Annotated in this window: 35 protein-coding genes; 31 read left to right on the plus strand and 4 right to left on the minus strand. The window is 44.1% G+C overall.

What is annotated here, in order from left to right; all coding sequences use genetic code 11:
- Positions 1–121 precede the first annotated feature (121 nt).
- The 3 genes from V7M78_RS07360 to V7M78_RS07370 all read right to left on the minus strand — a co-directional run bounded on the left by V7M78_RS07360 (position 122) and on the right by V7M78_RS07370 (position 2,686).
- Complete coding sequence (locus V7M78_RS07360; protein WP_333647962.1) at positions 122–1,114, minus strand: tyrosine-type recombinase/integrase; 993 nt, start codon at positions 1,112–1,114, stop codon at positions 122–124.
- Between the two features lie 348 nt (positions 1,115–1,462).
- On the minus strand, positions 1,463–1,936 hold the full coding sequence (locus V7M78_RS07365) for an ImmA/IrrE family metallo-endopeptidase (RefSeq protein ID WP_333647964.1): 474 nt from the start codon (positions 1,934–1,936) through the stop codon (positions 1,463–1,465).
- 3 nt (positions 1,937–1,939) lie between these two features.
- Positions 1,940–2,686, minus strand: coding sequence for a helix-turn-helix domain-containing protein (locus tag V7M78_RS07370; RefSeq protein ID WP_333647966.1), 747 nt, complete (start codon positions 2,684–2,686; stop codon positions 1,940–1,942).
- Positions 2,687–2,896: 210 nt separating this feature from the next.
- On the opposite strand from V7M78_RS07370, the gene V7M78_RS07375 reads away from it, so the two are divergent.
- The 19 genes from V7M78_RS07375 (at position 2,897) to V7M78_RS07465 (ending at position 15,795) form a co-directional block, all read left to right on the plus strand.
- Positions 2,897–3,103, plus strand: coding sequence for a helix-turn-helix domain-containing protein (locus tag V7M78_RS07375; RefSeq protein WP_333647968.1), 207 nt, complete (start codon positions 2,897–2,899; stop codon positions 3,101–3,103).
- Positions 3,104–3,223: 120 nt separating this feature from the next.
- Positions 3,224–3,532, plus strand: a complete 309-nt coding sequence (locus tag V7M78_RS07380; protein WP_333647970.1) for a hypothetical protein — start codon at positions 3,224–3,226, stop codon at positions 3,530–3,532.
- Positions 3,532–3,678, plus strand: coding sequence for a hypothetical protein (locus V7M78_RS07385; protein ID WP_333647972.1), 147 nt, complete (start codon positions 3,532–3,534; stop codon positions 3,676–3,678). Before V7M78_RS07380 ends, V7M78_RS07385 begins: the two co-directional genes overlap by 1 nt.
- A 15-nt stretch (positions 3,679–3,693) precedes the next feature.
- The gene (locus V7M78_RS07390; RefSeq protein WP_333647974.1) at positions 3,694–4,116 is read left to right on the plus strand and encodes a hypothetical protein; all 423 of its coding nucleotides are present in this window, start codon (positions 3,694–3,696) and stop codon (positions 4,114–4,116) included.
- Between the two features lie 49 nt (positions 4,117–4,165).
- Positions 4,166–4,342: a hypothetical protein gene (locus tag V7M78_RS07395; protein ID WP_333647976.1), complete on the plus strand. Its 177-nt coding sequence runs from the start codon at positions 4,166–4,168 to the stop codon at positions 4,340–4,342.
- On the plus strand, positions 4,335–4,487 hold the full coding sequence (locus V7M78_RS07400; protein WP_333647978.1) for a hypothetical protein: 153 nt from the start codon (positions 4,335–4,337) through the stop codon (positions 4,485–4,487). Before V7M78_RS07395 ends, V7M78_RS07400 begins: the two co-directional genes overlap by 8 nt.
- 3 nt (positions 4,488–4,490) lie before the next feature.
- Positions 4,491–4,670: a hypothetical protein gene (locus tag V7M78_RS07405; protein ID WP_333647980.1), complete on the plus strand. Its 180-nt coding sequence runs from the start codon at positions 4,491–4,493 to the stop codon at positions 4,668–4,670.
- Positions 4,618–5,316: an HD family phosphohydrolase gene (locus tag V7M78_RS07410; protein WP_333647982.1), complete on the plus strand. Its 699-nt coding sequence runs from the start codon at positions 4,618–4,620 to the stop codon at positions 5,314–5,316. The genes V7M78_RS07405 and V7M78_RS07410 overlap by 53 nt, the downstream gene beginning before the upstream one ends.
- Positions 5,303–6,085: a hypothetical protein gene (locus tag V7M78_RS07415; protein WP_333647984.1), complete on the plus strand. Its 783-nt coding sequence runs from the start codon at positions 5,303–5,305 to the stop codon at positions 6,083–6,085. Before V7M78_RS07410 ends, V7M78_RS07415 begins: the two co-directional genes overlap by 14 nt.
- Positions 6,078–6,500 (plus strand): single-stranded DNA-binding protein, encoded by a 423-nt coding sequence (locus V7M78_RS07420; protein ID WP_333647986.1) that lies wholly within the window; start codon positions 6,078–6,080, stop codon positions 6,498–6,500. The genes V7M78_RS07415 and V7M78_RS07420 overlap by 8 nt, the downstream gene beginning before the upstream one ends.
- 11 nt (positions 6,501–6,511) lie before the next feature.
- The gene (locus V7M78_RS07425; RefSeq protein ID WP_333647988.1) at positions 6,512–7,030 is read left to right on the plus strand and encodes an ERCC4 domain-containing protein; all 519 of its coding nucleotides are present in this window, start codon (positions 6,512–6,514) and stop codon (positions 7,028–7,030) included.
- Positions 7,011–7,502 carry a CHC2 zinc finger domain-containing protein gene (locus V7M78_RS07430; RefSeq protein ID WP_333647990.1) on the plus strand — a complete coding sequence of 164 codons (492 nt, stop codon included), beginning with the start codon at positions 7,011–7,013 and terminating at the stop codon, positions 7,500–7,502. Before V7M78_RS07425 ends, V7M78_RS07430 begins: the two co-directional genes overlap by 20 nt.
- Position 7,503: 1 nt before the next feature.
- A complete protein-coding gene (locus tag V7M78_RS07435) occupies positions 7,504–9,393 on the plus strand; it encodes a DUF927 domain-containing protein (RefSeq protein ID WP_333647991.1) in 1,890 nt (629 codons plus the stop codon).
- A gap of 304 nt (positions 9,394–9,697) precedes the next feature.
- A complete protein-coding gene (locus tag V7M78_RS07440; protein ID WP_333647992.1) occupies positions 9,698–10,234 on the plus strand; it encodes a hypothetical protein in 537 nt (178 codons plus the stop codon).
- On the plus strand, positions 10,227–10,601 hold the full coding sequence (locus V7M78_RS07445) for a zinc-finger-containing protein (RefSeq protein ID WP_333647993.1): 375 nt from the start codon (positions 10,227–10,229) through the stop codon (positions 10,599–10,601). Before V7M78_RS07440 ends, V7M78_RS07445 begins: the two co-directional genes overlap by 8 nt.
- Before the next feature lie 4 nt (positions 10,602–10,605).
- Positions 10,606–10,812 (plus strand): hypothetical protein, encoded by a 207-nt coding sequence (locus V7M78_RS07450; protein ID WP_333647995.1) that lies wholly within the window; start codon positions 10,606–10,608, stop codon positions 10,810–10,812.
- Positions 10,813–10,935: 123 nt separating this feature from the next.
- A complete protein-coding gene (locus V7M78_RS07455; RefSeq protein WP_333647997.1) occupies positions 10,936–13,248 on the plus strand; it encodes a hypothetical protein in 2,313 nt (770 codons plus the stop codon).
- A gap of 61 nt (positions 13,249–13,309) precedes the next feature.
- Complete coding sequence (locus V7M78_RS07460) at positions 13,310–14,947, plus strand: DNA cytosine methyltransferase (RefSeq protein WP_333647999.1); 1,638 nt, start codon at positions 13,310–13,312, stop codon at positions 14,945–14,947.
- Positions 14,948–15,048: 101 nt separating this feature from the next.
- The gene (locus V7M78_RS07465) at positions 15,049–15,795 is read left to right on the plus strand and encodes a DUF2971 domain-containing protein (RefSeq protein ID WP_333648001.1); all 747 of its coding nucleotides are present in this window, start codon (positions 15,049–15,051) and stop codon (positions 15,793–15,795) included.
- A gap of 65 nt (positions 15,796–15,860) precedes the next feature.
- Here V7M78_RS07465 and V7M78_RS07470 read toward each other — a convergent pair whose 3' ends face one another.
- Complete coding sequence (locus V7M78_RS07470) at positions 15,861–16,151, minus strand: hypothetical protein (protein ID WP_333648003.1); 291 nt, start codon at positions 16,149–16,151, stop codon at positions 15,861–15,863.
- Between the two features lie 83 nt (positions 16,152–16,234).
- Here V7M78_RS07470 and V7M78_RS07475 point away from each other — a divergent pair, with 83 nt between their 5' ends.
- The 12 genes from V7M78_RS07475 to V7M78_RS07530 all read left to right on the plus strand — a co-directional run bounded on the left by V7M78_RS07475 (position 16,235) and on the right by V7M78_RS07530 (position 26,017).
- Entirely contained in the window at positions 16,235–16,465 is a 231-nt protein-coding gene (locus tag V7M78_RS07475) for a hypothetical protein (protein WP_333648005.1), read from the plus strand.
- Complete coding sequence (locus tag V7M78_RS07480) at positions 16,449–16,826, plus strand: hypothetical protein (RefSeq protein WP_333648007.1); 378 nt, start codon at positions 16,449–16,451, stop codon at positions 16,824–16,826. Before V7M78_RS07475 ends, V7M78_RS07480 begins: the two co-directional genes overlap by 17 nt.
- 15 nt (positions 16,827–16,841) lie before the next feature.
- Entirely contained in the window at positions 16,842–17,051 is a 210-nt protein-coding gene (locus tag V7M78_RS07485; protein WP_333648008.1) for a hypothetical protein, read from the plus strand.
- A gap of 33 nt (positions 17,052–17,084) precedes the next feature.
- Positions 17,085–17,537: a hypothetical protein gene (locus V7M78_RS07490; protein WP_333648010.1), complete on the plus strand. Its 453-nt coding sequence runs from the start codon at positions 17,085–17,087 to the stop codon at positions 17,535–17,537.
- A gap of 378 nt (positions 17,538–17,915) precedes the next feature.
- The gene (locus V7M78_RS07495) at positions 17,916–18,851 is read left to right on the plus strand and encodes a DUF4062 domain-containing protein (protein WP_333648012.1); all 936 of its coding nucleotides are present in this window, start codon (positions 17,916–17,918) and stop codon (positions 18,849–18,851) included.
- A gap of 233 nt (positions 18,852–19,084) precedes the next feature.
- Entirely contained in the window at positions 19,085–19,570 is a 486-nt protein-coding gene (locus V7M78_RS07500) for a KGG domain-containing protein (RefSeq protein WP_333648014.1), read from the plus strand.
- Positions 19,545–20,888, plus strand: a complete 1,344-nt coding sequence (locus tag V7M78_RS07505; protein ID WP_333648016.1) for a PBSX family phage terminase large subunit — start codon at positions 19,545–19,547, stop codon at positions 20,886–20,888. Before V7M78_RS07500 ends, V7M78_RS07505 begins: the two co-directional genes overlap by 26 nt.
- Positions 20,888–22,321: a phage portal protein gene (locus V7M78_RS07510; RefSeq protein ID WP_333648018.1), complete on the plus strand. Its 1,434-nt coding sequence runs from the start codon at positions 20,888–20,890 to the stop codon at positions 22,319–22,321. The genes V7M78_RS07505 and V7M78_RS07510 overlap by 1 nt, the downstream gene beginning before the upstream one ends.
- Complete coding sequence (locus tag V7M78_RS07515; RefSeq protein WP_333648020.1) at positions 22,321–23,991, plus strand: phage minor capsid protein; 1,671 nt, start codon at positions 22,321–22,323, stop codon at positions 23,989–23,991. Before V7M78_RS07510 ends, V7M78_RS07515 begins: the two co-directional genes overlap by 1 nt.
- Positions 23,988–24,236 carry a hypothetical protein gene (locus V7M78_RS07520; protein WP_333648022.1) on the plus strand — a complete coding sequence of 83 codons (249 nt, stop codon included), beginning with the start codon at positions 23,988–23,990 and terminating at the stop codon, positions 24,234–24,236. Before V7M78_RS07515 ends, V7M78_RS07520 begins: the two co-directional genes overlap by 4 nt.
- Positions 24,237–24,314: 78 nt before the next feature.
- Complete coding sequence (locus V7M78_RS07525; protein WP_333648024.1) at positions 24,315–25,508, plus strand: DUF2213 domain-containing protein; 1,194 nt, start codon at positions 24,315–24,317, stop codon at positions 25,506–25,508.
- Positions 25,508–26,017, plus strand: a complete 510-nt coding sequence (locus V7M78_RS07530) for a structural cement protein Gp24 (protein ID WP_333648026.1) — start codon at positions 25,508–25,510, stop codon at positions 26,015–26,017. Before V7M78_RS07525 ends, V7M78_RS07530 begins: the two co-directional genes overlap by 1 nt.
- Positions 26,018–26,030: the final 13 nt, after the last annotated feature.

Consider the following 26,030-nt stretch of genomic DNA (forward strand, 5'->3'; position numbering starts at 1 on the left):
TTCTCTAAGAAATTGGATGTGGTTGAGAGTGGGACAAAATGGGTATTTCAGCAAAAACGGGGTTTTAGAAAAACAATGGATTTTTTGCAACTAGTGACATAAGTATGACGCATTAGTAACACTATGGAATCAGACAAACAGCTTTACGCAGATCTTCGATTGATTTATGGATATAGCGTTCATGGGCGTCTCTGGGAACATGGCCAAGGAGTTTTCTTGAACATATCTCATTGGCTTCATATCTGTTAAGCAAGCTGCCAAAGGTGTGCCGGCAGTCATGAGGTGTGTGCTCATATATTCCTATCTGGGCGAGTGCTTCCGCAAACATGGATGAATATTCTTTGTACCCCATTCTTTTTCCTGATACTGATGGATATAGGTAAGTGGTGCTTTGAGAATACAGAGACTGGACAAGCGGCTGAATTTTTGGATGTATGGGGACGGGCCGCCTTTTGCCGGCATCAGTTTTTGAACCGCTGGTAAAAACCATATTTTCAAGATCTACCATTGTGACAGGCATTTTTAAAAATTCGTTGATGCGCCATCCAGAATAGCAGAGGATCAGGATGGAGTCCATACCTTTTATATCTTTATTTTTCCAGAACCGTGCAAGCTCATCTTCAGTAAACGGAACCCCTGGCTCATCATCGTCTTCTTTTCCGATGGTTAGGAGTTTTGCTATATTTTCCGAACATGCTTTGTATTTTAATCCGGTCTTATACATTTGATTGAGAAGGTTCTGGTCATGCTCCAGCGATGCGTGGGAAAGCTTCTTATTATTTAAATAAGGCTGCAGGTCAAGGGCGTTGATATCACGGAAGATTTTATCATGCACAGCGGACATTCTGCGGTATGAGCTCTGAAAACAATATCGCAGATCCTTTGATAATCCTTTAGGAGTATTTTCCTTTTCTTTTAACAGAAGTTCATATACTCCAGAAAATGTCATGTAATAGTATTTTGGATCAAAGGGATTTTTTTGATATTCGTCCAACGCTGTATGTGCCTGGTCCCAGGTCTCAAAGTAGCCTACAGTTAAATATATCGGATATCCCCGTGAATCGACTCCCTGGCTTTTCTTGGCCCAGTAGGGGCGGCGCCTCTTTCCGGACAATGTGGTGATGCTTCCAAAGCCATTTGGCAGACGCAGTCGGCCGTCAGATCGTTTTGGTCGCCCGGGGCTGCGCTTCTGAGGAGCTGAGGCCGGAGAAGGGAGTGGGTATCCGCAGTGAGGACAGGCGGCTGCTTTATCGCTGACTTTGCCCTGGCATTCCGGGCATTGAATAAGTGCCATTATATCATTTCCTTTCTGTTTTGGGTATAAAAAATACGCCCCTTGCCAGGACGCTCTGAAAATGATATAATCTGCTTGGGAATGATCATATCTTTCCGGGCATGCCTGGTAAGAGAAATCTATGTGAAAAGCTCTGGGAGTTGGTAGCTCCTGGGGCTTTTTATGTTTTCACTCTATTGAAAACATCATTGTATGTATTTGAAGGTTGGGTTCGAATTGAATCATGTATTTATTACCATAAGTAACCCCTGTTCCATATATCTGGCGATAGCATTCAAGCGCTTCCTGAAGGAATTCCTCTGTTACCCCTAAATAATCTGCCATATCGTAGCCAGTATGGCAATTTGCCTTGAAGGCAGAGATAATTCCAGTGAGTCCTATTTGCTTATTGTAAGCCCAAAGTCTAGCAGTTCTCTCCTGTTTTCTGTTTCGCATATCTTTCAAATTTAGGATATTTCCTGTACTGGTGTGATGATGGCCAAGTTCTTCTGAGAGGACGCAAGCCTTTTCCACCGTTGTCAAGTTTTGATGTATAGCTATGTTTCCATCTATATACAAGCCTTTTAAATCAGAAACTCCTGAAAGGTCTAATTCCTGGATATTCAAATCTTCATTATCCATTTGAAGCTCTTCATAAGTCAAAATCTAATCCCCCTTATTAGGACGAGCTGCTAAGAGCAGCTTTTTATATTCCTCTATTTTATTTAATTCTTCCGGTGTCCATTCGGAATCTTTATGAGCTGCGATGGTTTGTGGTTGCGCTTCTTGAGGATAATAAATAGATTCCCCATTTGCAATTCCGGACAAGATTCCGTATTCTTTTATTATTTTTTCACTCAATTCAGTGTCAAGATGTTTTCGATATTTTTCATTGTTCATCATCATCGCAACATATTGTTCAAAATTTACATGGTTTAAATTAAAATTATTTGCATCAACGCTTCTGGAAAACAAACACCTTAAAACCAAAAGTTCCGCATCATATCTATCTTTCAAAGGAAGTGAGAGATTATTGCGTATATTTCTATTTTCTCCTTTTATCCTCTCGTTTTCGGCATAATTACAATACAATTTTCCGAACTTATTTACAGCCTTCTCCCATCTTAAGTGGTTTTTTTCGTGATACTTTACATCATCATATTCATCTGCTGCATATTCCAAGCCGCAATCGGGACATTTTGTGAGAAGAGTACTCCCTGTTCGCCCAGTCATAAGGTAATCAAGCGTAACCCCAAAATATTCTGCAATTTTTTGCAGTTTATCTGCGCTAGGGACAGTACTTCCTTTCCATTTCGATATAGTACCTTTTCCAAACCCCAACTTCTTTTCTAGTTCTGATTGAGAAATATTACGTTCATTAATTAGTTGTTGAATTCGATCTGATAAAGTCATAAAACCACCTCCTGAAAAAATTCAACAAAAACTATTGACAGCGATGAATATATTCGGTATAATTCGAAATAAGAGATGAATATATTCAACGAAGCCATGGCGGTTGAATTTGTTCTATGTATTTAGTGTCGTTACTATATATAATAGAATATTTTCAACTATATGTCAATATAAAACGGTGAATATATTCAAATAAAAGGAGGTGATATTTTGCTTTTCGACAAAATAAAAGCACTGGCAGGGAAAAAAGGAGTATCCATTTACAGACTGGAAAAGGAAGCTGAGTTTTCTAAAGGTAGTATTTGCAAATGGAATGACAACATTCCTTCTGTTGACAAGATTCAAAAAGTGGCAAAGCTGTTAGGCGTAACGGTAGACAGCTTACTGGAAGATACCCAGGCAGAAGAGAGGAGGTGAGTTGGATGGAAGAAAAGATTATGTGTCGGTCGTGTAAGTCTTGCCGGAGCCAGCCTCATTGCCCAGATCGTAGCCGGCGATATCCTTGCAAAGACTATATCTATAAAAGGAGGGAGATAGATGGCAAAGCAAAAGCGTATTACTACCGCAATGGCAGGTAAGCTCATAGGGGTCAGTCCTGCCTGTATTCAACAGAATATGCGCAACGGAAACCTTCCAATTGGCTTTTATACAGGAGAGAGCGGAAGGGATTATTTCTTCATATCCCCAATTAAGCTAATGATGTTCACTGGCGTAAAAAAGGAGGCCATCGAAAGGATCTGCGAAATTGATCTGTCCGACTTTATGGACATTGAAGACTGGCAGATTATGAACGGTGCACTGCAGGAGTGGAAGGAATTAGTTTTTGGAAAAACTGGGGTGGCCTGATGAAGTACTATGAAAACTTAGATGATTTTGACGATGGCAGCCGTTCCCCGGTTCTTGACTGGGTGGAGTGGTTTGTGAGTCGGGTAATTATAGTTGGAGCCGTCGGGCTGGTGCTTGCGATCTGCGGGACGCTGGAGAGCTTGTGAGAGGAGGAAAGCAGTATGAAAACTGGAGATAAAGTGAAATACACACCTGACGTTCACCTGGATTACATAGGCCAGGTGGCTGAGGTGGTGGAATTTGACATGCCGGGTGGAATGGTAGACCTGAAATTTCATGACGGACAACTCTTGTGGGTGTTCTGGGATGAAATTACGGAAATGGTTGAAGAGGCGCAGGATGTGCCAGATGATCAGGCAGATGTAGACAAGTTGTATGAGGCACTGAAAACTGTAAAAGAGTATTGTTCAGCGCAGGAGATTAGCTGCTGGAACTGTGCTCTGTATACGGAGGGTGGTTGGGGTTGCTTGCTTAACGATCCGGATGAACTCCCGGAGAATATGAACCTTGAATTTTTAATCAAGAAGAGAAATCAAACCATTAAAAAAGACCCGGCTGCGGGAACAGTCAGGGTCAGTAAATAGAAAAACATATTTCATCCCTATTATACGTGGGGATCAGGAGGAAATCAAGATGGGAAATAATACTGTGACCATAGGCTTAGAAAAATATGAGCGTCTTGTTGCAGCGGAAGCCAGATGCAATATATTGACGGACTACACCCTCCGCAATAAATACAGCGTTGAGAGAGAAGTGATTGCTAGTATTTTGGGGTTTGAGCTTCCCGGAAAGGCGGAAGAAGATGAGTAAGAAGTATCACAAACTCTGGATTCTCCTCAGAGAAAAGCTGACCGACTATGAAAACGATGAGACGGATTCAGAGGAATCGGCAGTCTATCACTTTATACTGACTGAAATGGCTCAAATGGAGGCCGCAGAATTTCTGGAGGATTAAGGCATGGACAGGCATAAGTGCGACATGTGCGGAATGTATCTGCATTCAGATGGGGCCGCATGTGAGCAATGCCAGAAGCGCATAGGCGTTGTTAAAAAAACTATTAATCAGGATCAGATTGGAGGATACGATGGGAGAGAAAATAAAGATAGAAACACCGGAAACTATGTTTCCTTGGAATGATGGGGTAGAACAGAAAGAGTACTCCATCAAGAATCAGATTGAAGAAATGCTGCTGTTAGCTGGAAGTGACGATAAAGAGGGCATGAAGCACCTGTTAGATCACATGGAGGACATTGGCTTTTATACAATGCCTTGTTCCGGAGGAAATCATCTTGCCAAGGCCGGAGGATTGGCGGAACACAGTCTTAACGTTGCCCGGTATGCTCTTTCTCTTTTGAATGTCTGGTATGAGGAACCATACATCACGCAGTGGACTGATTCCGTTGTTATCTGCAGCCTTCTTCATGACATTGGAAAGTGCGGACAGTTCCAGAAGCCCGGATATGTGCCCAACATCATTAAAGATGGACGGCCAACCAAGGCGGATCCGGTGCAGAAGTACAAGCAGTCAGAGGGCAAGCCGTTTAAGGTGAATCCGGATCTGCTGAACGTACCGCATGAGATCCGGAGCGTAACGATCATCAATGAGTACATAGCTTTGACAGAAGAAGAATACCACGCAATCCTGTATCACAATGGCCTGTATGGTCCCCTGTATCGGGAGATCAACGGCAAGGAGACAGCTTTGTATATGATCCTGCATTTTGCGGACATGTGGTGCAGCCGCATTGTTGAGGGAGGTGATGAGCCGGATGGAGAAGCTTGATTTCCGGACTCTGCTGGCGAGTGAGATTGATTGCCGTATATCTACGGTAAAAGAAAACGGTATTTCCCTGCTCCTTTATAAAGATGCCAGGGTTGATCAAAACATCCTTGATGAAACAGTAGGTCCTATGAACTGGCAACGTCGCCATACCCGTGAGAATGCAAACTGTATCGTTTCTCTATGGGATACTGAAAAAGGTCAGTGGATAGAGAAGGAAGATACCGGGACGGAAAGCTATACCGAAAAAGAAAAAGGACTTGCTTCTGACAGTTTCAAAAGGGCCTGTTTTAACTGGGGGATAGGAAGGGAATTGTATACCGCTCCATTTGTTTGGATTAATTCCAACAATTGCAATATTAAGGACTTGGGAAATAAAAAGTTCACCTGTTATGACGCTTTTTATGTGTCACAGATTGGGTATGACAAAAATCGGAACATTAATTCCTTGGTCATATGTGGATCGAGGGATCATAAAGAAGTGTTTTCCATGGGACAGAAAGCGAATAAGCAGGAAAAGAAGAAAGCTGATACACCACCTGCAGAATCTAAATCCCAACAGGGAGGGACAAAACCCTTGGATAAGGTGACGGCACCCATGATAGCCTCTGTCCAATCCTTAGTTGAAAAATACAGCGGGAAGGGGCTAAAGATGGAGAAGATCCTGGCCATGTACAAGATTAAAAAGATCGAGGATATGACCCTGGAGAATTACAAGGATTGCATGAACAAACTGAAACTTTATGAGAAGGAGGATCCTAAGAATGAATAACGTGCAGCTTGTTGGGAGATTTACCAAGGATCCGGAGGTCCGGTATTCAGATGGCGGCACAACGGTTGCCCGATTTTCCGTGGCTGTAGACCGGCGCTTTCGCAAGGAAGGTCAGCAGGATGCGGATTTTATTTCCTGCGTCGCCTTTGGGAAAACAGCAGAATTCATAGAGAAATGGTTTCACAAAGGAGAACGTATCGGATTGACTGGCCACATTCAGACCGGGTCCTACACCAATCAGGAAGGGCAGAAAATCTACACTACGGATGTAATCGCAGATAACGTGGAATTTGTGGAAAGCAAAGGAGCTTCCGAGGGCAACCAGGGAGGTTCCAGGCCAGAGCCTTCCAGCGCAGGGGACGGATTTATGCATGTCCCTGATGACGTGGGGGATGAAGGACTCCCATTTAATTAGGCGGTGATTGATTGAATATACAAATTGACTCCCGGGAAAAGGCAAAAGCAATCAAGGGGATCCTGACAGAGTTTAACCATCAGGGCGTGGACTATTATGTATCAAAGCTGTATGTCGGAGATTACATGAACCTGGACAACCCCAGGCTGATCATAGACCGGAAGCAAAACCTGATAGAGCTTTGCAATAATGTCTGCCAGGATCATGACCGCTTCCGTAATGAGCTGATCCGGGCAAATGAAGCAGGTATTGATGTGATTATCTTGTGTGAGCATGGAAAGGGCATAGAGCGTCTGGAAGATGTGATCTGGTGGGACAATCCCCGGCGCCATAAAAGGATTCAGGATCCTGAGACAAGGAAGTGGAAAGACATCACAACCAAGGCAATCACCGGGGAAAAGCTGTATAAGATTCTCCTCACTTTGCAAAGGAAATATCAGTGCCGGTTTGAGTTTTGCAACAGAGAAGAGACAGGGAAGCGCATCATAGATCTTCTGGGAGGTGTTCCGGGTGACGGTAGAGGAGATTAAGGCTGCATACAGCATGAGGGATATTGTGGCCCGGTATGGCTTTCAGCCAAACAGGAGAGGATTTATTTCCTGCCCGTTTCACCAAGGAGACAGACAGGCTTCTTTAAAGATATACGACCGGGATTTTCATTGTCATGCCTGCGGGGCGAATGGGGATATATTCGATTTTGTGGAACGAATGGAGAATGTTTCTTTCAAGGAAGTATTTCAGACTCTGGGAGGGGCTTATGAAAAGCCCACCTTTTCCTCTAAGCTCGCCATTTACCAGTCTCAGAAGCGGCGGGATATGCTGCGGAAGGAGCGGGAGCGGCTTGACAGAAAGAAGGAGCTTAACAATATGCTCATAGGCATATACCGGGCTTATATGGACCGTTCAGAGCCTTTCAGTGACATCTGGTGCGACTGCTGCAACGCCTTGCAGTATCAACTTTATATACATACAGAATTAAATGAAACAGAAGCGAGGTGGTAGCATGGTGCCGTTGAATGAGCTCACGGCAGAAACAATTTTATCCAAGGAGATTTTGACAGAAGTTTTTGACCAGGAAGATGAGCTGTATCGGGCAGAGCTGCTTGCCTCTCTAGGTTTAAAAGCTGCGGAGCTGAAGGTTAAAACAGAATTCAGAGAAATGGTGACGGCCTACAAAAAGGTGGAAAGAGAAATTAAGCGCCAGGAACGGGAGAGGCAGAAACAGCCTTCCTGCAGCCTGGAGAACTGGACAAACTTCGCCGGTCCTTATGACAACATGCAGTGTAAGGAATGGCTTGCTACGGAAAGCGGGATATGCCTCCGGAATCCGTCCACTGGATACACAGATATTCTGGCCTGTTATCATCCAATTCTTCCGATTGAACGTTTAAAGAATCTGGAAACAGGAGAGGAACAGGTCAAGTTGGCCTATAAGCGGAATGGGCGGTGGGAGGAAATCATTGTCCCCAAAACCATGGTCACATCAGCCAATAAGATTGTATCCCTGTCAGGCCGTGGAATTGCGGTAACCAGCGAGAATGCCAAGTATCTGGTAAGGTACCTGGCGGACGTGGAAAATGCCAATGAGGAGCACATAGCAGTCCAGTATTCCACCTCAAAGCTGGGCTGGATCCGGGGCGGGTTTCTGCCTTATGATACGGAGATCGTCTTTGATGGAGACGCACGATTCCGGCAGATAGCTGAGAGCATTGGACAGGTTGGAAGCCGGACAAAGTGGTTTGATCATGTATCGGCTTTGCGTAAGGCTGGGAGAATCGAAGTTAAATTCATGCTGGCTGCAGCGTTTTCTAGTGCACTGGTGCAACCACTTGGTGGGCTTCCCTATTTTGTTGATCTCTGGGGAGAAACCGAAGGCGGTAAGACCGTATCACTGATGGTGGCGGCATCTGTCTGGGCTGATCCCGATGAGAGCGCCTACATAAAAGATTATAAAGGAACGGAGGTAGGCCTGGAGGCCATCTGTGACTTATTAAATAACCTTCCCTTGATCCTGGACGATTCCTCCAAAAAGAACCGGAAGATCGAAGATAACTTTGAAGGCCTGGTATATGATCTTTGTTCCGGAAAGGGGAAGACCCGTTCCAACAAGGAGCTGGGATTGAACCGGGAAAATCACTGGAAGAACTGCATCCTGACAAATGGAGAGCGGCCTTTAAGCTCCTATGTGACCCAGGGCGGAGCGATTAACCGCATCCTGGAGATTGAATGCGGGGAACGTGTTTTTGAAAGCCCTGGCAATACAGCGGAGCTGGTTAAGCATAATTATGGTCACGCTGGCAGAGAGTTTGTTGAAGTTATAAAAGAGCTTGGCATTGAGAAGATCAGAGAGATCCAGCAGGAATTTGCAAAGCTTCTGGCCGATGACGAGAAGATGCAGAAGCAGAGCCTGTCTCTGTCAATCGTCCTGACGGCGGATAAGATCGTTACAGATTATCTCTTCAAGGACGGGGCCTATATCAGTCTGGAGGAGGCCAGGGAGGTCTTGGTGGACCGCAATGAGCTTTCCGATAACGAGCGCTGCTATCAGTTTATCCTGGACAAGGTGGCCATGAATCCGGCCCGGTTTGATGTTCAGAATGAGAGCGTTGAGAAATGGGGCACGATTGAGAATGGGTATGCCATTATTTATACCACAGCTTTTACGGTATTGTGCAAAGAAGGAGGATTTTCAAAGGCTTCGTTTCTTTCATGGGCGAACCGTAAGGGATTGCTCCAGGTTGAAAGCGGAGGGAAAAAGCTGGATAAAGGTAAAAGTTTTAAGGGAAATAAGGTGCGCTGCGTGTTCCTTAAACTGAATGATGGTGCTGACAAGGACGGTTTTGTGAGGGTTGATGATGTAGAAGGAGTTCAGGAGGAACTTCCATTTAACTGAGAGTAACCTAAGAGAGGTTACCACGAAAAGCTAGGTTTTATGCGGGCTTGATGGTGTTTTTGAGGGTGAGTAACCCAGTAACCCAGAAAAACACACTCCTATATATAAGAAAATAATTCTAAAACTTTTGTATTTTATTTAACAATGTTTTTATAAAAATGTCTCGCGCGTAAGGAAACCTAAAAAAGTGGGTTACCGGGTTACCGTAGCTAGAAAACAGTTATTCTATGCGGATTTGAGCGGTAACCTAAAAAGTAAAAAAGTGGGTTACTGTAACCCAAAATCCGGTTACTGAGGTGATGATATGACGGAAGAAGTGAGGAAATATGCGGAAATGCGCATTCTGGAGAGTGGAATTAGAAGGGTTCCCGGCCATTATCCTGAGTTTGAGAGCAAGGAACATGTAGATCAGTGGCTAAAGATATGCAAGGTTTCTTTTGAAGAATATCTTAATGAACCGTTAAATCTGGCTGCTCTGACAGAAATCGATCTGGATGAGTACCAGGAGTTGCTGGATCGCCTGAAAAGGAACAAGGAAAATGTCCCCCTGGAGCTCCTTCTGACAAAGTACCGGAAATCCTATAACCAACTCCGGGAAACGCTTCAGGCCATGACGAAACAGATCTTGCAGGATATTGTGTTCAGCGGACTGAAAATAGAGCGGGGCCAGGCTTACCAGAAGTACATAGGAATCAACACGGCAATCCGGGAGTCCGGGGTCCTGGAAAAAGTGAGTCATGCGGTGTGCCGCCAATACAGTGCAGATCGGGTTCTTGAATACGCCCTACAGTTACGGGAGATGGTCCACCGGATTGTGAAAGGAAGTGAAATAAATGGTTAATACACAACCTACAGAATGTAATTTGTGCGACGGGAAAGTGGTTTATATATCAAATGCCAAGATATATGGCAAACAATATGGAAGCGGGTATTGCTATTACTGTACGAGCTGCGGTGCTTTTGTTGGAACACATGAACCCCGCCCCAGGGAAGCTCTTGGAATCCTTGCTAATAAAGAGATGAGGGAGTGGAAAATAAAGTGCCATGGCCTATTTGATCCTTTATGGAAAAGCAAGAAAAAGAAGCGAGCTCAATTATATTCTGCCTTGGCATCACAAATGGGAATTCCGATGAACCAGTGCCACTTTGGCTATTTTGATTTGGTGGAGCTAAAGAGGGCATATGAAATTTTGAAAACATGGAGCTGATGTTATGGAGGAGAGAAGATGGCCAGTAAAAAGAAATCCAGTGCCCCCCCAACAGGAAAAGATACACCTCTGCTATATCTGCGGCAAGGAGATCCACGGGGAGCATGTGTACATAGAAACCAAGAGAAAGAGTAAGCTGCATATACATTTTGGGTGTATGCCGGGAAATGATGAGGAAAAGTGGAGGAGGTTAAACAAACATGAAAATTAGAGTATCGATGCCGGAAGTAAGTGTTGTTGTTGATTTTGAGGAGAGCAAGGCTCCTGTTGCAGTCAAGTGGAATGAGAATAAGCGAACCTATGAAACCATCAAATAATGCAGGGAGGTGTTATTGTGGACGGAGTGAGGTATTACAGTACCCCTATGACTTTGAAGGAGGCGGAGCAATACATACAGGGTGGTCTGATCACGGCGGCCAGGGCCTATGTGGCAAACGGATATTACCTTCGTAGGATCCGAGATGATAAGCTGTTTGAAGAGGCTGGATACCAGAATTTTGAGGAGTATGTCCGTGGGAAGTATAACAAGGACAAAGGCTGGGCTTCCAAGTGTATCAAGGTCAACCAGCAGCTTTCTGAGGACGGAAACTCTCCCATTCTTAGCAAGCAATATCTGGAATATACCACCTACCAGTTGGTAGAACTGGCTTATATGACAGAGGATCAGCGTGAGGAAGCGGAGCCTGACATGACGGTTAACCAACTGAAACAGATCCGGAAGCCGGAGGAAGCTGTTTCAGTGGAAAAAAGTTGTGATGTTACAACTTTTGGGCTGGAGGAAAAGGAGAAGGATCCAGATGAAATTCAAGAACCGGAGATTGATCATTTTTTAAACCAGAATAAATCCATAGATGATGCTTATGGAGCTATGCGGTCAGATATGGTGGTGAAATATCTTAGAACTGGTTATAAGAGCCCAGACAAAGAATGTGAGATCGAGTCCTTTGGGCAGATACATAGGGTTCTGAAAGAGGAGCATGTTACTGTATTTTACGGTTCTTCCGGGAAGGCTATATTTGATGTTGAAAACACAAGGCTGGAGCGGGAATATAATTTCTTTTTCGGAAACAAGGAGGAACCTGAATCTAGGGAACCAGAAGAACAAGAGGAGGTTCCACACCCGGAATTTTATAATCCGGACGATGAAGAAAAGGTGGACGAATCTTACAGTATGGCAGGCTTTCCCAAAGCCTCTAACAGGCATGTGACTATGCTGGCTCAGCTGTTTGTTCGGGAAAATGCAAGGCGGCTGTTTGGAAACGGCGAACTTATCGGGATTACTGATGATGATATCATCAGCCTGCTTAAACTGTTTCAACGGCGCAGCAACATTGATGGAATCATTATTGACGGTGATGTGGAGGTAAGTGTTGCCGAGGGCATCATTGAGTTTTACAGAGGCGATGAGGACCTGGGAATCTGCCTTTTTCAGAAGTTTGCCAACTATGTGCATAATCAGATTAATGAATATATAAAGGAACGTGCGGCAAAGGAAAGGCAAGATGAGACCCTTGGTCAGCAACAAGAAAATAACCAGAAAAGAGGAACACTTAATTCTACCCCCACCAGCTGCCCACATCGGGAAGAATACAGCTGCACTGTTTTGGAGGAGAACAGATCAGTCCCCGGAGATGGAAGCAAATGCGGATCCTCCTGCTGTTGGATCTGTAAATTTCAAGGTAAGTGTAAGTTAGAGTGCAATGCTTCCGCTAGTCGTGATGGAGGCTTTCCGGAATATGATGCAGCATGGTTTATAAAACAGTGGGCGAAGTACTCACCTGGAGATTTAAAAAGGGTACTGGAGGCTTGTCGCAGGGGTTCTACCAATGCAGAGCGGGCTAAGGCTGTACAGGAAGAGATTTCTCCTTACGGAGCTCATTGCAGTTGTTGCTGGGAGTATGATTTTTCCTTTCATGGATTTGCAGGAGGTATGGATTTCAGGGTTGGTAAGGTTGATATCCACTTGAAGTATGGCCGGTTCGTGCGTGAGCTTATGAACCTGTATCCGGATTTTGAGGAGTCTGAGAGTAAAGATCCTGATGTTGTTGAAACACAGGAAAGCGTACCTGAACAATCAGAAAGTGCACTGGATCAGTCTGAAACCGTAATCGATGGAGAATTTGTGGAAATTACCTCAGACCTATCAGCACCTATAAAAACAGTTCTTGAAGAAGCAAAGAAAACTCTCAAAGACTGGATGAGTACATTCGAAGGAGTAACACCGGAGAAGTGGCCGCCATTCATTGAACGTCAGAAGATAATCGTTGCAGCATTGGAGGCTATGGCAGAAGAGCAAAAACGGCTTGAATCCGAACCAGAGCAGCCGGAGCTGCCGATCCTGAAGAATAATGACCAGAGAGCCGCTTTCGTGGATGCTTATGAGACATGGCCGTTATGGATCGAAACCAAGGAGACAGGGGAACGGTATTACCGGTATGACCTGCCAGATGGTACCAGCATGGTGGTTAAGGTGTATCATGCCAGAATATTTGATTACAAAGCGCCAGGATCATATGAAGATAAATTTAAGGAAGGCTGGGGAGAGGCGGAATATTATCTTTTGAAAGAGGGATCATTCTTCCGGAATTGCAGGACAAGCAGGCCAGAGCTGATTGAGAAGCTGAAGGAGATTCAAAAAACGAAATAACAACAAGAAAGGAGGCTGGAGCGGTGGCCGCCGTAACAGGATATCCTGGCTCCTTTCAAAAATGAGAGATTTAATAATTGACTGTTTTGCTGGCGGAGGCGGAGCCAGCGTTGGAATTGAAATGGCATTAGGGCGGCATGTGGATATTGCGATTAATCATGATCCGCAGGCTATACGAATGCATAAAACAAATCACCCTGATACTTTACATTTGACAGAAGATATTTTCAAGGTAGATTTGCAGAAGTATGTAAAAAGCCGTCATGTGGCTTTGATGTGGGCAAGTCCGGATTGTACCAGTCATAGTAAGGCAAAAGGTGGTAAGCCACGAGAGAAAGGTTTAAGAATTCTTCCATGGGCTGTACATAAACATGCTAGAGAAATTCGTCCAGATGTAATAATAATGGAAAATGTTGAAGAAATAAGGCAATGGGGGCCATTAAATAAAAAAGGATATCCAATACGAAAGAAACAGGGGAAAGAATACAAGAAAATTTTAAAGAAAATGTATTTACTTGGATATACAAAAATAGAAACAAAAATATTAATAGCAGCTGACTATGGAGCTCCTACCACAAGAAAAAGATGGTATGCAATCTTCAGGAGAGACGAGAAGCCGATTATCTGGCCGGAGCCAACGCATAACAAATATGGCATTGATGGATTAAAAAAATGGGAGCCTATTTGGAAGTACCTGGATTTAGCTGATCTGGGAAAATCCATCTTTGGCAGAAAGAAGCCACTTGCAGATAAGACGATGAACCGGATTGCTAGAGGATTAGATAAATTTGTTTTTAACTGCCCGGAACCGTTTGTTGTTCAGGTGAATCATGGAGGAGATAACTTCCGTGGGCAGAGTATTCACGAGCCAATGCCCACCATAACGCAAAAGCATGGCTTTGGAACTGTAACCCCGGTTGTTGCACCTCTTATAGAAAAATCTTATGGAGGAAATTATAAAGGGGCAGGTAGTGGAATGAATGAACCGCTGCATACAATTACGACAGTTGATCATAATCACTTGGTTGCACCGCTTCTGATTCAGTACCACTCTGAAACATCTAAATCTGAAGTGAGAGGCCAGATGGTTGACGAACCGATCATGACTATAGATACCAGTAACCGCTATGGACTGGTGGCGGCCTTTCTGACAAAGTTTTATAAGACAGGAGAAGGTCAACCATTATGGGAGCCAATACATACAATCACAACAAGCCCAGGGCATTTTGGGCAGGTAAGCGTTCTGGCAATCAGTAAGGAAGAGTTGCTGAAGAATGGCGTTGATGAAGAAACAGCCCAGAAATGCACATGGGTAAGTAAGTTCATTATCAAATACTATGGCGGTGATGTAACTGGTGTAGGCTTGAATGAACCTCTACATACCATCGTGACAAAGGACAGATTTGCTCTGGTCACAGTGCTTGGCAATGAATATGTGATTCTGGATATTTTCCTGCGAATGCTGAAAGCCGAACCAGAGTTGAAATTAGGACAGGGGTTCCCAGAGGATTATATCATTAACCATGATTACGAAGGAAAGAGATACCCAGTAAAAGAACAGGTTGCCCGTATCGGAAATAGTGTTGTTCCCATTGTGGCTGAATCATTGGTTAGGGCGAACTGCCCATATTTGAAGGTTGGGGAGCGGATGCCGAACTTAATAATTGATGATAGCCAGGAGCAACTTAGATTTGCCTGATACATCGTAGAATTAAAGATTTATTGTTCCTTGATAATTGAATATTGATAGTTGGAGTGATATAATTATTTCTATTTAAATAACACTCAAAAGGAGCGGTTATGGGCTGGAAAGAAGATTTTATTGAAGCTATGTTTTCTAAAAAGAAAAATATTAAGAAAGGTTTAGAAATGTATGTAAGGAATGCACCGCAAACTGTCTTTAGATACAGGCAGGGAAATTCAAATGATATTGAAGCTCTTACTTCAAATAAGATATGGCTATCAAATATTAAAAATGTAAATGATAAATTTGAAGGAAAGAATGAAATTTTATTTGATGATCTAAATCTTAACTACGAATTTGTTAAAGATTTTATTGTGGATTATTACGATGAAGTAATTGATATGACTTTAGAAATGTTTTATATAGCCTGTTTTAGTGAGAATGAAACAATGGATAACTTGTGGACTCATTATGCAGATGATCATAAAGGTTTTTGCATAGAATATTATAAAGATGATTTTGAATTTCCTGTATTCCCGGTTATATATAAAGATAAAAAACCAGTGCATTCTCAAAAATATAACGAAGATGAGTTTAGAAAAAGCCTTCTTACCAAATACTCTAAATGGTCAGATGAAAAAGAATGGAGAATACTTTATCCATTTAACGAAATGCCACAAAAAGGAAAGCCTATTGATCAACCATTACCTAAAGCAATATATATGGGAGTAGATATTAGTGATTCGCTAAAGGAAATAGTTGAAAAATATTGCAATGAGAAATTTATTGATCTTTATCAAATGGAATTAAATAAAAAAGAGCAGAAGCTAGAATCTAGATATATACCATTTGATTTCATATAAAAAATGACCAACTATCAATATTCGGTAGTTGGTTTTTTGTTGCCCCAAATCAGGTAAATCAAGATTTAATTGGTTTCAAGTGCCCACATCCCATCATCCCGAAAATGGGTGAATGTAACCCTTTTACGAGCATCGTTTACAGTAATATCGCAAACGTAAGCGGTCTGGCGGAATCGCTTATCCGTCATGATGACACGATCAATGGCAATATCAGAGTAAGTGCCGTCAGAAAAAGTGTATCGAAAATAAAGCGGAACACAATCACCGTGAGCATTAAAACTGGCGATTACTGGCACAGTGCGGTTTCGGGGCAAATTAATGTATTCTTTTTGTAGGGTCTTCGTATTAGCGGACATTTTCATCACCTCAATACGAATTATAGCAAACGTGTGTTCGAAAATCAATAGGAAGTAAGAGGAAAAAAGACAGGAGGGATATATTGAGAAAATCATCAAAAGAGCGCCGGGAGGAGCAGGCGCAGGTACATAGAATCACCATGGCGGAAGCTGCTAAGTCCATAAAGGGGCCAAGGCCTCAGACCTTTTCAGCAACAATGCCACCTTATGCATATACAAGTTTATGCCCTGATCCGAACCTGCGGACGTCTCCGGCTTGTACGGCAGCATATCTCAGAGTGAGAGAGGAGAGAGCAAATGGCGGAAAAAGTTAAAAGCCCAGCAGAGGAGTTGACTGAGTTCCTCGTTTTTGTGGATAGGTGCATAACGGTTCACCGACTTGCATGTGAAGCAGTGGGCGAGGAGGACAAGCGCCTCCAGGATCTGCTTCATGCAATGGAATTTGCTGAAACGAGATCAGAAGCGGATAAGGTAACAACGCAGCTCCGCAGAAGCCGGAAGCAGAGCAGGGAGAGTAAAGATGCTGTAAAGCGGTATCAGCTGATTGTGGAGTTTTTCAATGATCAGAACAACCGGGCCACTCTTAACAAGATGCGGCAGCTCCTGGGACGGCAGCGGAAGGAAGAAGAATATTTAAGCAGTAAGAGAACTTATAAGCCCAGAGCGGGCAATTGATAGGAGGAAAGCTTTATGGATTGCCAAATAGAGAAAATACCGTTTATCAGGTTTCTGTACGCAGATGCCGAAGGGGTGAGGAAGATTTATGACGCTGATTGGCCTGATCAGTTTATAGCATACTTTACAGATAAAGAGGTGACAGAAATAGGCGGATTCTTTGTTATGGGATTTCCCCAGCCTGTAAGGACATTGGAAGATGCATTTAAGATTTGCAGAGGGTGAGAAGGAAGATATTGACAGCAGGGAGGTGACAGAGTGGACAAAGAGATACTGGTCCAGTATTGTGAGATGAAAGGGGAAATCAAGGACATCCGGCGTCGTAAGGAAAAGCTGGAAAAGGAGATTAAGGGCCTGAGCATTGTTTCGGACTCTGTAAAGGGGACAAGGTCTGACGGAACCTATGGCAGCATAAAAATTACTGGCTATCCCACGCCAGAATACTACCGGAAAAAGGCCGCCATTGAAAAGCTACAGAAAATGCTTGGAACCAAAGAAGCAGAGCTTTTTGAGCTTACGGTCCAGGCCGAAGAGTATATTGAGACTATCCCAAAGAGTGAGGTTCGGACAATGTTCCGACTGTATTACATAGATGGGCTTCCCTGGTGGAAGGTGGCGCAGGCCATGAACAAAATGTTTCCGAAACGGAGGGTAAAATTTACGGAAGACGGGTGCAGGATGAGAAATAATAGATTTTTTGGAGAAATTTAGAAATGTTTGGCCATGTTCGGAAGAAATATGTTAGAGTGCTATTATGCAGAAGCCAGATGAACAGGTTTTGCATACTCTTCGTTTAGACAGTGACCCTCCTGCGGCTGCCAGGTGTAACAGCTTGGCAGCTGACTACAGTTCTTTGTTTCCTGGTTTCTTTGGGCATCTGTTGAAAAGCCAAACAAAAACCAGAGCGGAACACATGATGGCAGCTCCCTTCCCCCTGAGGGAGATCTCGGTTCAACTCCGAGGGTTCCGATTGGTTTTCAGCTATATGTACCCTCCTTTTTGAAAGCACCTTTTGATTTTATGTCGAAGGGTGTTTTCTTTTGGTAAAATATGGTATACTTATCCATATTAATAATTGGGGGATGTGATATGGACAAAAGATATCAGGTTTTCATTAGTTCTACATTTGCAGATTTAGAAGAGGAACGTAAGGAAATTATGCAGGCTATAATTGAATTGGATTGTTTTCCAGCAGGAATGGAAATGTTTCCAGCTACAGATAGTGAACAATTTGAATACATTAAGACTATTATTAACGAAAGCGACTATTATGTCTTAATCGTAGCAGGTAGATATGGTTCTGTTGCTGAAGATGGAATTAGCTACACTGAAAAAGAGTTCGACTTTGCTAAGGAAAAAGAAATACCAATTCTCGCGTTTGTAAAAAAAGATATTAATAGCATAACAGTTGGAAAAACAGACCAAGATCCTGAAAAGCTAAAAAAATTAGAGGTGTTTAGAAAAAGGGTATTAGATGGAAGGATGGCGAATTTTTGGGATACCGCTGACGAATTAAAGTACAAAATACATAGTAGTTTATCTAAACAGTTTAAAACACATCCAAGGATTGGTTGGGTAAAAGGGAATTCAATACCGAGTTATGAAGTATTAGAACAGCTAAGTAAACTACAAGAAGAAAATAAGCAATTAATTATTGACCTTGAAGAAATTAGTAAAAATAATACATTTAAAGATCAGAGTGTATATATAATGAATACATTTACTGTACACTGTGAGATGGCATATACAATGGATATTTTAAGTAGAGATATATCTATTCAAGAGGTTGTTAATAAAACTGGACTTTCCTTAAGTAAAGGAGTATGGTTAGACGAATTTGAAGATATAATAAACAAAAAAGTAATTAGTTTGACTGATGCCACCATCACAAATGAGTCTTTAGAGGAAATTGTAAAAAGGTTATTAGCTTTAGGCATTATAGAATTAAAGGCTGTCCGCGAAGAAACACATTTAAAATTTACTGATTATGGAAATAAGGTTTTTATAAAAAGTATAGAATTGTGAAATAAAAAAGCAAGAGGCACCCACCCGGTGTCTCTTTTCTTTTCCATACAATGGTGATATGATGGATAGGGAGGTAAGAATATGTTGTTGACAATACTAAATGTGATTAATGCAATATTAACCGTCTCTATCATTGTTGAGGCGATTAAATATTATAGGAAAAATAAAAAGAAGTAGAGGCGGCCACCCCGTCTCTTTTTTAATATAAAACAGCCAGATAGGAAGGTGAGGTGATGGCTCGAGGACATGAAAACTTAATCCCGTTTAATAAGCGAAGCGAGGACGAAGCAAGGGAATTAGGAAGAAAAGGCGGAAAAGCCTCTGGTGAAGCCAGGAGGAAAAAGGCAGACTTCCGCAAGACATTAAATGCTTTGCTTACTACTGAAATAGACAGCCCTGAATGGACTCCGGTCCTGGAGGCTCTGGGCCTTGAGAGCACCCTGGAAAGTGCTTTAAACATGGCTATGATAAAAGAGGGACTGGCTGGAAATGTGAAAGCCTATGAAGCTATTGCTAAATACTCCGGCCAGTCTGAAAAGACAGATACCGACCAGGAGGAGCAAAACCTGCGAATGGCAGCGTCCAAGGCGAAGATGGGTGTTGACGATGAGGGAGAAGCAGAGGACGACGGTTTCCTCGATGCATTAAACGGATCAGCCGGTACAGATTGGGGGGATTGGGAAGAAGATGAGGATGAGGAAGAAGAGACCGATATTTAAGTTTCAACCGTTTTCCCGTAAGCAGAGAATGGTTCTGAACTGGTGGACAAAGAACTCCCCAGTAAAGGATATGGACGGGATTATTGCTGATGGTGCGATCCGATCAGGTAAGACGGTTTCCATGTCACTATCTTACGTCATGTGGGCTATGAGTTCTTTTGATGGACAGAACTTCATAATGGCAGGTAAGACGATCAGTTCCTTTCAGCGTAACGTACTTACAACATTGAGAACCATGTTAAGCAGTCGAGGGTATAAACATGTCTATCATATATCCGGTGAAACGCCTAACATGCTGGAGGTGACGAGAGGAAAGGTCACCAATTATTTTCATATATTTGGTGGAAAGGATGAAGGATCCCAGGAGCTGGTTCAGGGTATTACTGCAGCCGGAGTGTTTCTTGATGAAGTGGCTCTAATGCCGGAATCCTTTGTGAATCAGGCAACTGGACGTTGTTCTGTTAAGGGTTCAAAGTTCTGGTTTAACTGCAATCCCGCAGGCCCCATGCACTGGTTTAAGATCGGCTGGATTGACAAATGTATAGGATATCTTGGTAGAAAGAAAGCAGAAGCATTAAAAGCCGCCGACAAGGAAGTCAAGAACATCTTATATTTGCACTTCACCATGGAAGACAATCTATCCCTGGACGAAGCAATTAAGAAGAGATACCGAAGCATGTATGCGGGTGTCTTTTTTTTACGCTATATCAAGGGCTTGTGGGCGGTTGCCGAAGGGCTTATTTATACCATGTTTACAGAATCGGCCAACATCTACAACGATGAAACACGGCCCAAGGGATTGGAGTATCTGTCCGCCCGTACAATTTCCCTGGACTACGGAACTACAAATCCCTGCGTCTTCCTAGATATTTATGATGATGGAGACACCATTTGGGTGGATCGGGAATACCGATGGGACAGCCGAGTGGAGAAGGAAGGTCAAAAAACAGACAGCCAGTACGGTGATGATATGGTTGTCTTTATGGGTGACAATCCGGATCTGCAGTGCGACGTTGTAGCGGATCCATCAGCGGCCAGTTTTACCGCGGAGCTGAAAGGCCGGGGCTACATCGTGAAGCCTGGGGACAATGAAGTGATTGACGGAATCCGGGTGGTTGCGGCTCTGTTTCAGTCCGGAAAGATCAAAGTGCATGAACGCTGCGAGGGATTGATTACAGAGTTACGATCCTATGTTTGGGACGATAAGGCAGCGCAGCATGGAGATGAAAAACCGGTGAAGCAACTGGATCATGGCCCAGATGCCCTGCGATACTATTGCATGACCAAGCTACCAAAATGGAGGAGGAATGTTCAATAATGGCAAGACCAAAAAGAAACCGCCCGCAGAGAGAGCGGGCTGATAATAGAATACAGGTAAACGATGCCTTTTCAAACCCGATTGCGCGGTTAGGCTACGGGACACAGGACCTTTTACAGGCAACCCAGTACCCACTTACACGCATGACCCAGAACTACCAGCTGCTTACAAGCCTTTACCGGGATAACTGGATCGTCCAGAACATCATTGCGACCATTCCGGAGGATATGATCCGTAAGTGGTACACGGTGAAAAGCAATGTGGCACCGGAGCGGATCGACTCCCTGCAACGCCTGGAAAGAAAGGTTCATCTGCGAAAATCGATTCTGGAGGGAATGTACTGGGGCAGGCTTTACGGAGGAGCTGCAGCAATTATCATGGTAAAGGGACAGGACGATCTGTCAAAGCCCCTGGACTATGGATTGATCCTTCCGGGGACGTTCCTGGGACTACAAATCCTTGACAGATGGAGCGGTATCTATCCAGAAATGGGGATCGTTACAGATCCGTCTGATCCTGACTTTGGGTTCCCGGCTTATTACACAATTCGAGATGAGGAAAGCGGCGTCCTGGTATCCAGAGTTCATCACAGCAGGGTAATCAGATTCACGGGCCGGGAGCTTCCCTATAATGAGAGAATTGCAGAGCAGTATTGGGGAGAATCAGAGATTGAGTCCATATACAGCGAGGTGGTAAAGCGGGACAATGTTTCCTCCAATATTGCAGCTCTTACCTTTCGGGCGAATGTAAATTACATGGAAACGGATTCCCTGGATCAGATGCTTGCCGTAAACAACGCGCAGGCCCAGCAGCGTTTCTGGCAGGTAATGCAGGCTCAGAGCGTTCTGGAAAGTAATTTCGGTACCCGTCTGGTAAATAAAGGTGATGTTATGCACAATACGCAGTACACCTTTACCGGATTATCGGATGTATATGACAGGGTGATGATGGATGTTGCGGGAGCTGCCAGAACGCCGGTGACAAAACTATTCGGGCGTTCACCTGCTGGCATGAATTCCACAGGCGAAAGTGACATGAACAACTATTATGATTACATCGATGGACTGAGAGAAAATCAGTTCCGGCCACTACTCGAAAAGATACTTCCAGTTATGTTGCTGTCTGCCTGGGGCGCTGTTCCCGATGATTTGGACATTGACTTCCCACCGCTTCAGACGCCTGATTCCAGCGAGATTGCCGACATCGTGGAGAAGAAGTCGCAGGCGGTTGTGACAGTATATCAAAGCGATCTGATCGACGCGGCCACCGCTCAAAAGGAACTTAAGGCCCTGGCCGACGAAACCGGCATGTATAGCACGATTTCTGATGAAGCCATCAAAGCGGCTAAGGGAAAGACCTATTCTGACTATAAGGCTATGACGGATCCCATGGCAGGGCTTACGCTTCCGCAGACATTTGAGGAGGATGAGTAATGCCGCAGATGATACGGCCACCTAATAGCAAGGATGAAACAGCCTACCTCAGGATGTTGTTCCTGAAAACAGAGCAGAGGTTGGTTGCTGAGATAAATCGGAAGCGTAGCCAGGAGTATGTAGATTATGCCGAAGTGGCCGCTCTTAATCGTACTCAGCAGATCCTGCAGGAGATGGTGGACGATAGCTGGGGTTATGTTCCGGCCATGATCGAGAAGATCTTCTACAAATCCGAAGCGGCTGCCAACGGGTACAAGAATGCCGCTGGGCTCACTGCCTCTCAGCTGGGAATTGTGCAGCAACTATCCAATAACCTGCTGGGTGATATCGTGGAAGCATCCGTTACTGCGCAGAGAAGCATTGAAGAATCTTTTCGGATCGGAAAGCGGGAAGCTGACAAGGTAAGGGAAGCCGCCCTGAAATCAGTAGCAGAGGCAAGAGCTGCAGGGTACGGCTCAGGCAAAGCGGCGGTCAGTATGGCCCGGGAGTTGCGGTCTGAGAATATAACAGCCTTTGTCGATAAAGCTGGACGCAATTGGGGTTTGCAGGATTACTGTAACATGGCTACCAGGGCAACAGCCAGGCAGGCCGAAGTATCCGCCGTATTAACAGCTGATCCGGACCACGATCTATACCGTATCGTTAAAATCGGGAGTACCTGTCCTATATGTGCACCTTTGGAAGGAAGAGTTTACAGTCGATCTGGAACAAACCCGGATTACCCTCCGCTGGCTTCTGCGTTTGGTAAAATTGATCCCAACGGTAGCGACGACTTAAGTAATACATACTTAAATATCCATCCGAACTGCCTTCATGCCCTGGTTAAATATACCACGATCGGGAAAAGTGAAGCCCAGATTCAGAAGGATAAGGACTTTTCCAGTTTTGAGAAGAATCCTGTTACAGTGGATCCGAGAAGTAAGAAACAGATCGCGGCCTATAAAGAAAAAATCAGAAACCGACAAAGGCTACTTAATGATTACAAGCAACATGAGCGGTACCGGGCGGTGCTTGGTAACGATGTTCCGAAAAGCTTTGAAAAATTCAGAGAACTAAAGTATAATGGTGGTGAGGGCTGGAAGAGTGCACAGGCGCTTTACCGTAAGACCAATGCTTATAATAAGATAATCCTTAAAGAGCCATCGATCACTGCTGATTTAATGAAAATATCCAATGACACCGGGGTGTCTATGGTGGGTTTGGAATACCGGCTAAAAGCAAAAGATTCCTTCCTGCGAAAAGTTGGAAAAGAAAGTGAGTACAGCCTTGATCCTGAAAGAATAAAAACTGTTATTAGCTCCACCAATGATATCATCAGGTATACTTATCAGGATAATGCGTTAACCCTTGTGGACTCATATAAGAATATTACACAAGTGTTACAGGAAAAAGGGTACAGCGTTGTAAGGGTAAAGAACTTCTGGCATAAAAGAGATAATCCATATAACGGCATTAACTGTACCTTCAGAACATTAGAAGGACAGGACTTTGAAGTTCAATTCCATACACCTGAAAGCTATGGTGTGAAAGATCGAATGCACAAGGACTATGAAACCTGGAGGCAGTTAAATGCTGCATCTCCTGAGGCCATTGCGCTTAGGCGAAAGATGATGGAGCAATCACGAGGAATGGCTATACCGGCAAATATCGGAGAGGTGAAAAATAAATGAATGTGACATTTTACCGCATCAAGGATTTAGGTTTGTTGGGGAAGGAAGAAGATTATGTCCCCTATTTGTATAAGGCGGGCAAAGGCTGGGTTGTGGATAATGATAATATCTTGATGGATAGGATCATGGGATTCGATGAGTCAGAGCCAGCGAAATCACCATATAAGACTGGGAATACAAGCATCATAGAGCTTGTGGAAGAAATTAGCCAGAAGGAAGCAGAAAAGATTATAGCTAATTTGTAGGTACCATCGGTCAATAAATGGCTGATGGTATTTTTGTACTCAGAAATCATTGCGATATCGCAATAGAAAGGAAATGGAATGCTTGCATATTACGGATATACCATAAGCCCAAACCAGATAGAAACTGGCGAGGGCTTTTTGATTTGCCGGAATGTTCCCATTGCCCGGACCGGGAGCATGGACTACCTGGAAAGCGAATTGAACCCCGCAGGCAGTTCTTCCAAGATGGTTAAGGTGTTGCGCTCTCCGGAGGAGGTATTCTCCGAAGCGGCAATGTCGAGCTTTGAGGGAAAACCTGTAACTGATGAACACCCTCCAGAGCTGATAACTCCGGAAACCTACCGGCAGTATTCCAGGGGGTGTGCCGAAAACGTCCGTAGGGGCAGTGGAGAGTGGGAGGGATATTTGCTTGCGGACCTTCATATTCAGGATGAGGAACTGATCCGGGCGGTGCAGGAGGGAAAGCGGGAGATCAGCTGCGGATATGAATGTACCTGGTCAGACAATAAAGATGGAACCTATTCGCAGCATGAAATCCGGGGAAACCATGTGGCCGTGGTAACACGGGGCAGGGCTGGGAAAAATGTTGCGATTTTAGATTCAAAAAATAAGATAGAGGCAAAGGCCAGCAGTTGGCCAGAAAGGAAAGGTAATATGAAAAACAGTTTATTTTTTAAGTTATTTGCTAAAGCAGCAAAAGACGCTTCTCCGGAAGAACTGGAGACAATGGCAGCTGATGCGGCAGATGCACTGGGTGCGGAGGAGGAACCGAAAAAGACGGAGCCAGTAACGCCTCCTACAAAGGAGGAAGTAAAAGACTTTTCCAGCCTGGATGCAAAATTGGATAAGCTCATAGAGCTATTGTCTGCTAAAAATGCACCGGAAGTCGATCAGGATCCTCTGGACGGCCTGATTAAATCACTTACGGGACAAACAGAAGAACCGGCTTCCGGTGCGGAGGCGAAAGTGATTCCCGCAGAGGAGCTTGACAAGGCTACCGGTACAGCAGATAAGGCTGTCATGGCAGAGGTTATCAAACAGCTTCGCCCAGTAATTGCCGGTATTAAAGACTCAGCTGACAAAAAGGCTGTTACGGACTCTCTTATCGCCTGCTTGTCAGATGAGGGCACCGTGAGCGACATTGCAAAGATCGCAGCGACTACTCAGAAGAATGCTGCCAGACTGACAGATAAACAGCCAGGCATTGATTTAGACGCTTATCAGTCGGCTTATGATGCTATGAACCCACACAAAAACGGAGGTAAGAAATAATGAGAGGACAGGTTATTGGAAAGAGCATGACACACGGATATGCCGGAGATTATTCCAGGCAGCCGGATATGATTATCGATACTCACCCGCTTGGCGGAGCAGTCGCAGTAAAGTTCGGCACACCTCTGGTCTATGACAGCAATAGCAATGTGGTGGCTTTCGGAGCCAGCAATATCGCTGCAGACTTTGTAGGCGTGGCTTCCAGGGAGTTTAAGTCTGCAACGTCTTATTTGTCCCAGTCAGCTGGACAGTACGAACCAGGAGAAGCAACCAGCGCTTTTAAGCGTGGCTGCATTAATGTGCTTTGTAAAGTGGGTAGCCCGAAGTTGGGAGGGAAAGTGTATATCCGAACAGAGGCGAATGCCAGCTTCCCTACGGGAGTGATCGGTGGCTTTGAAGCTACGGAGGATACTGGAAAGACCGTGCTGCTTACCAACTGTGAATGGCGTGGAGAAAAGGATGCAAACGGTGTAGCAGAGATCAGAATTTTATCCTGCAATAGAGCATAAGGAGGACGATTCA

The sequence above is a fragment of the Lacrimispora sp. genome, from assembly GCF_036758025.1.
Classification (GTDB): Bacteria; Bacillota; Clostridia; order Lachnospirales; family Lachnospiraceae; genus Lacrimispora.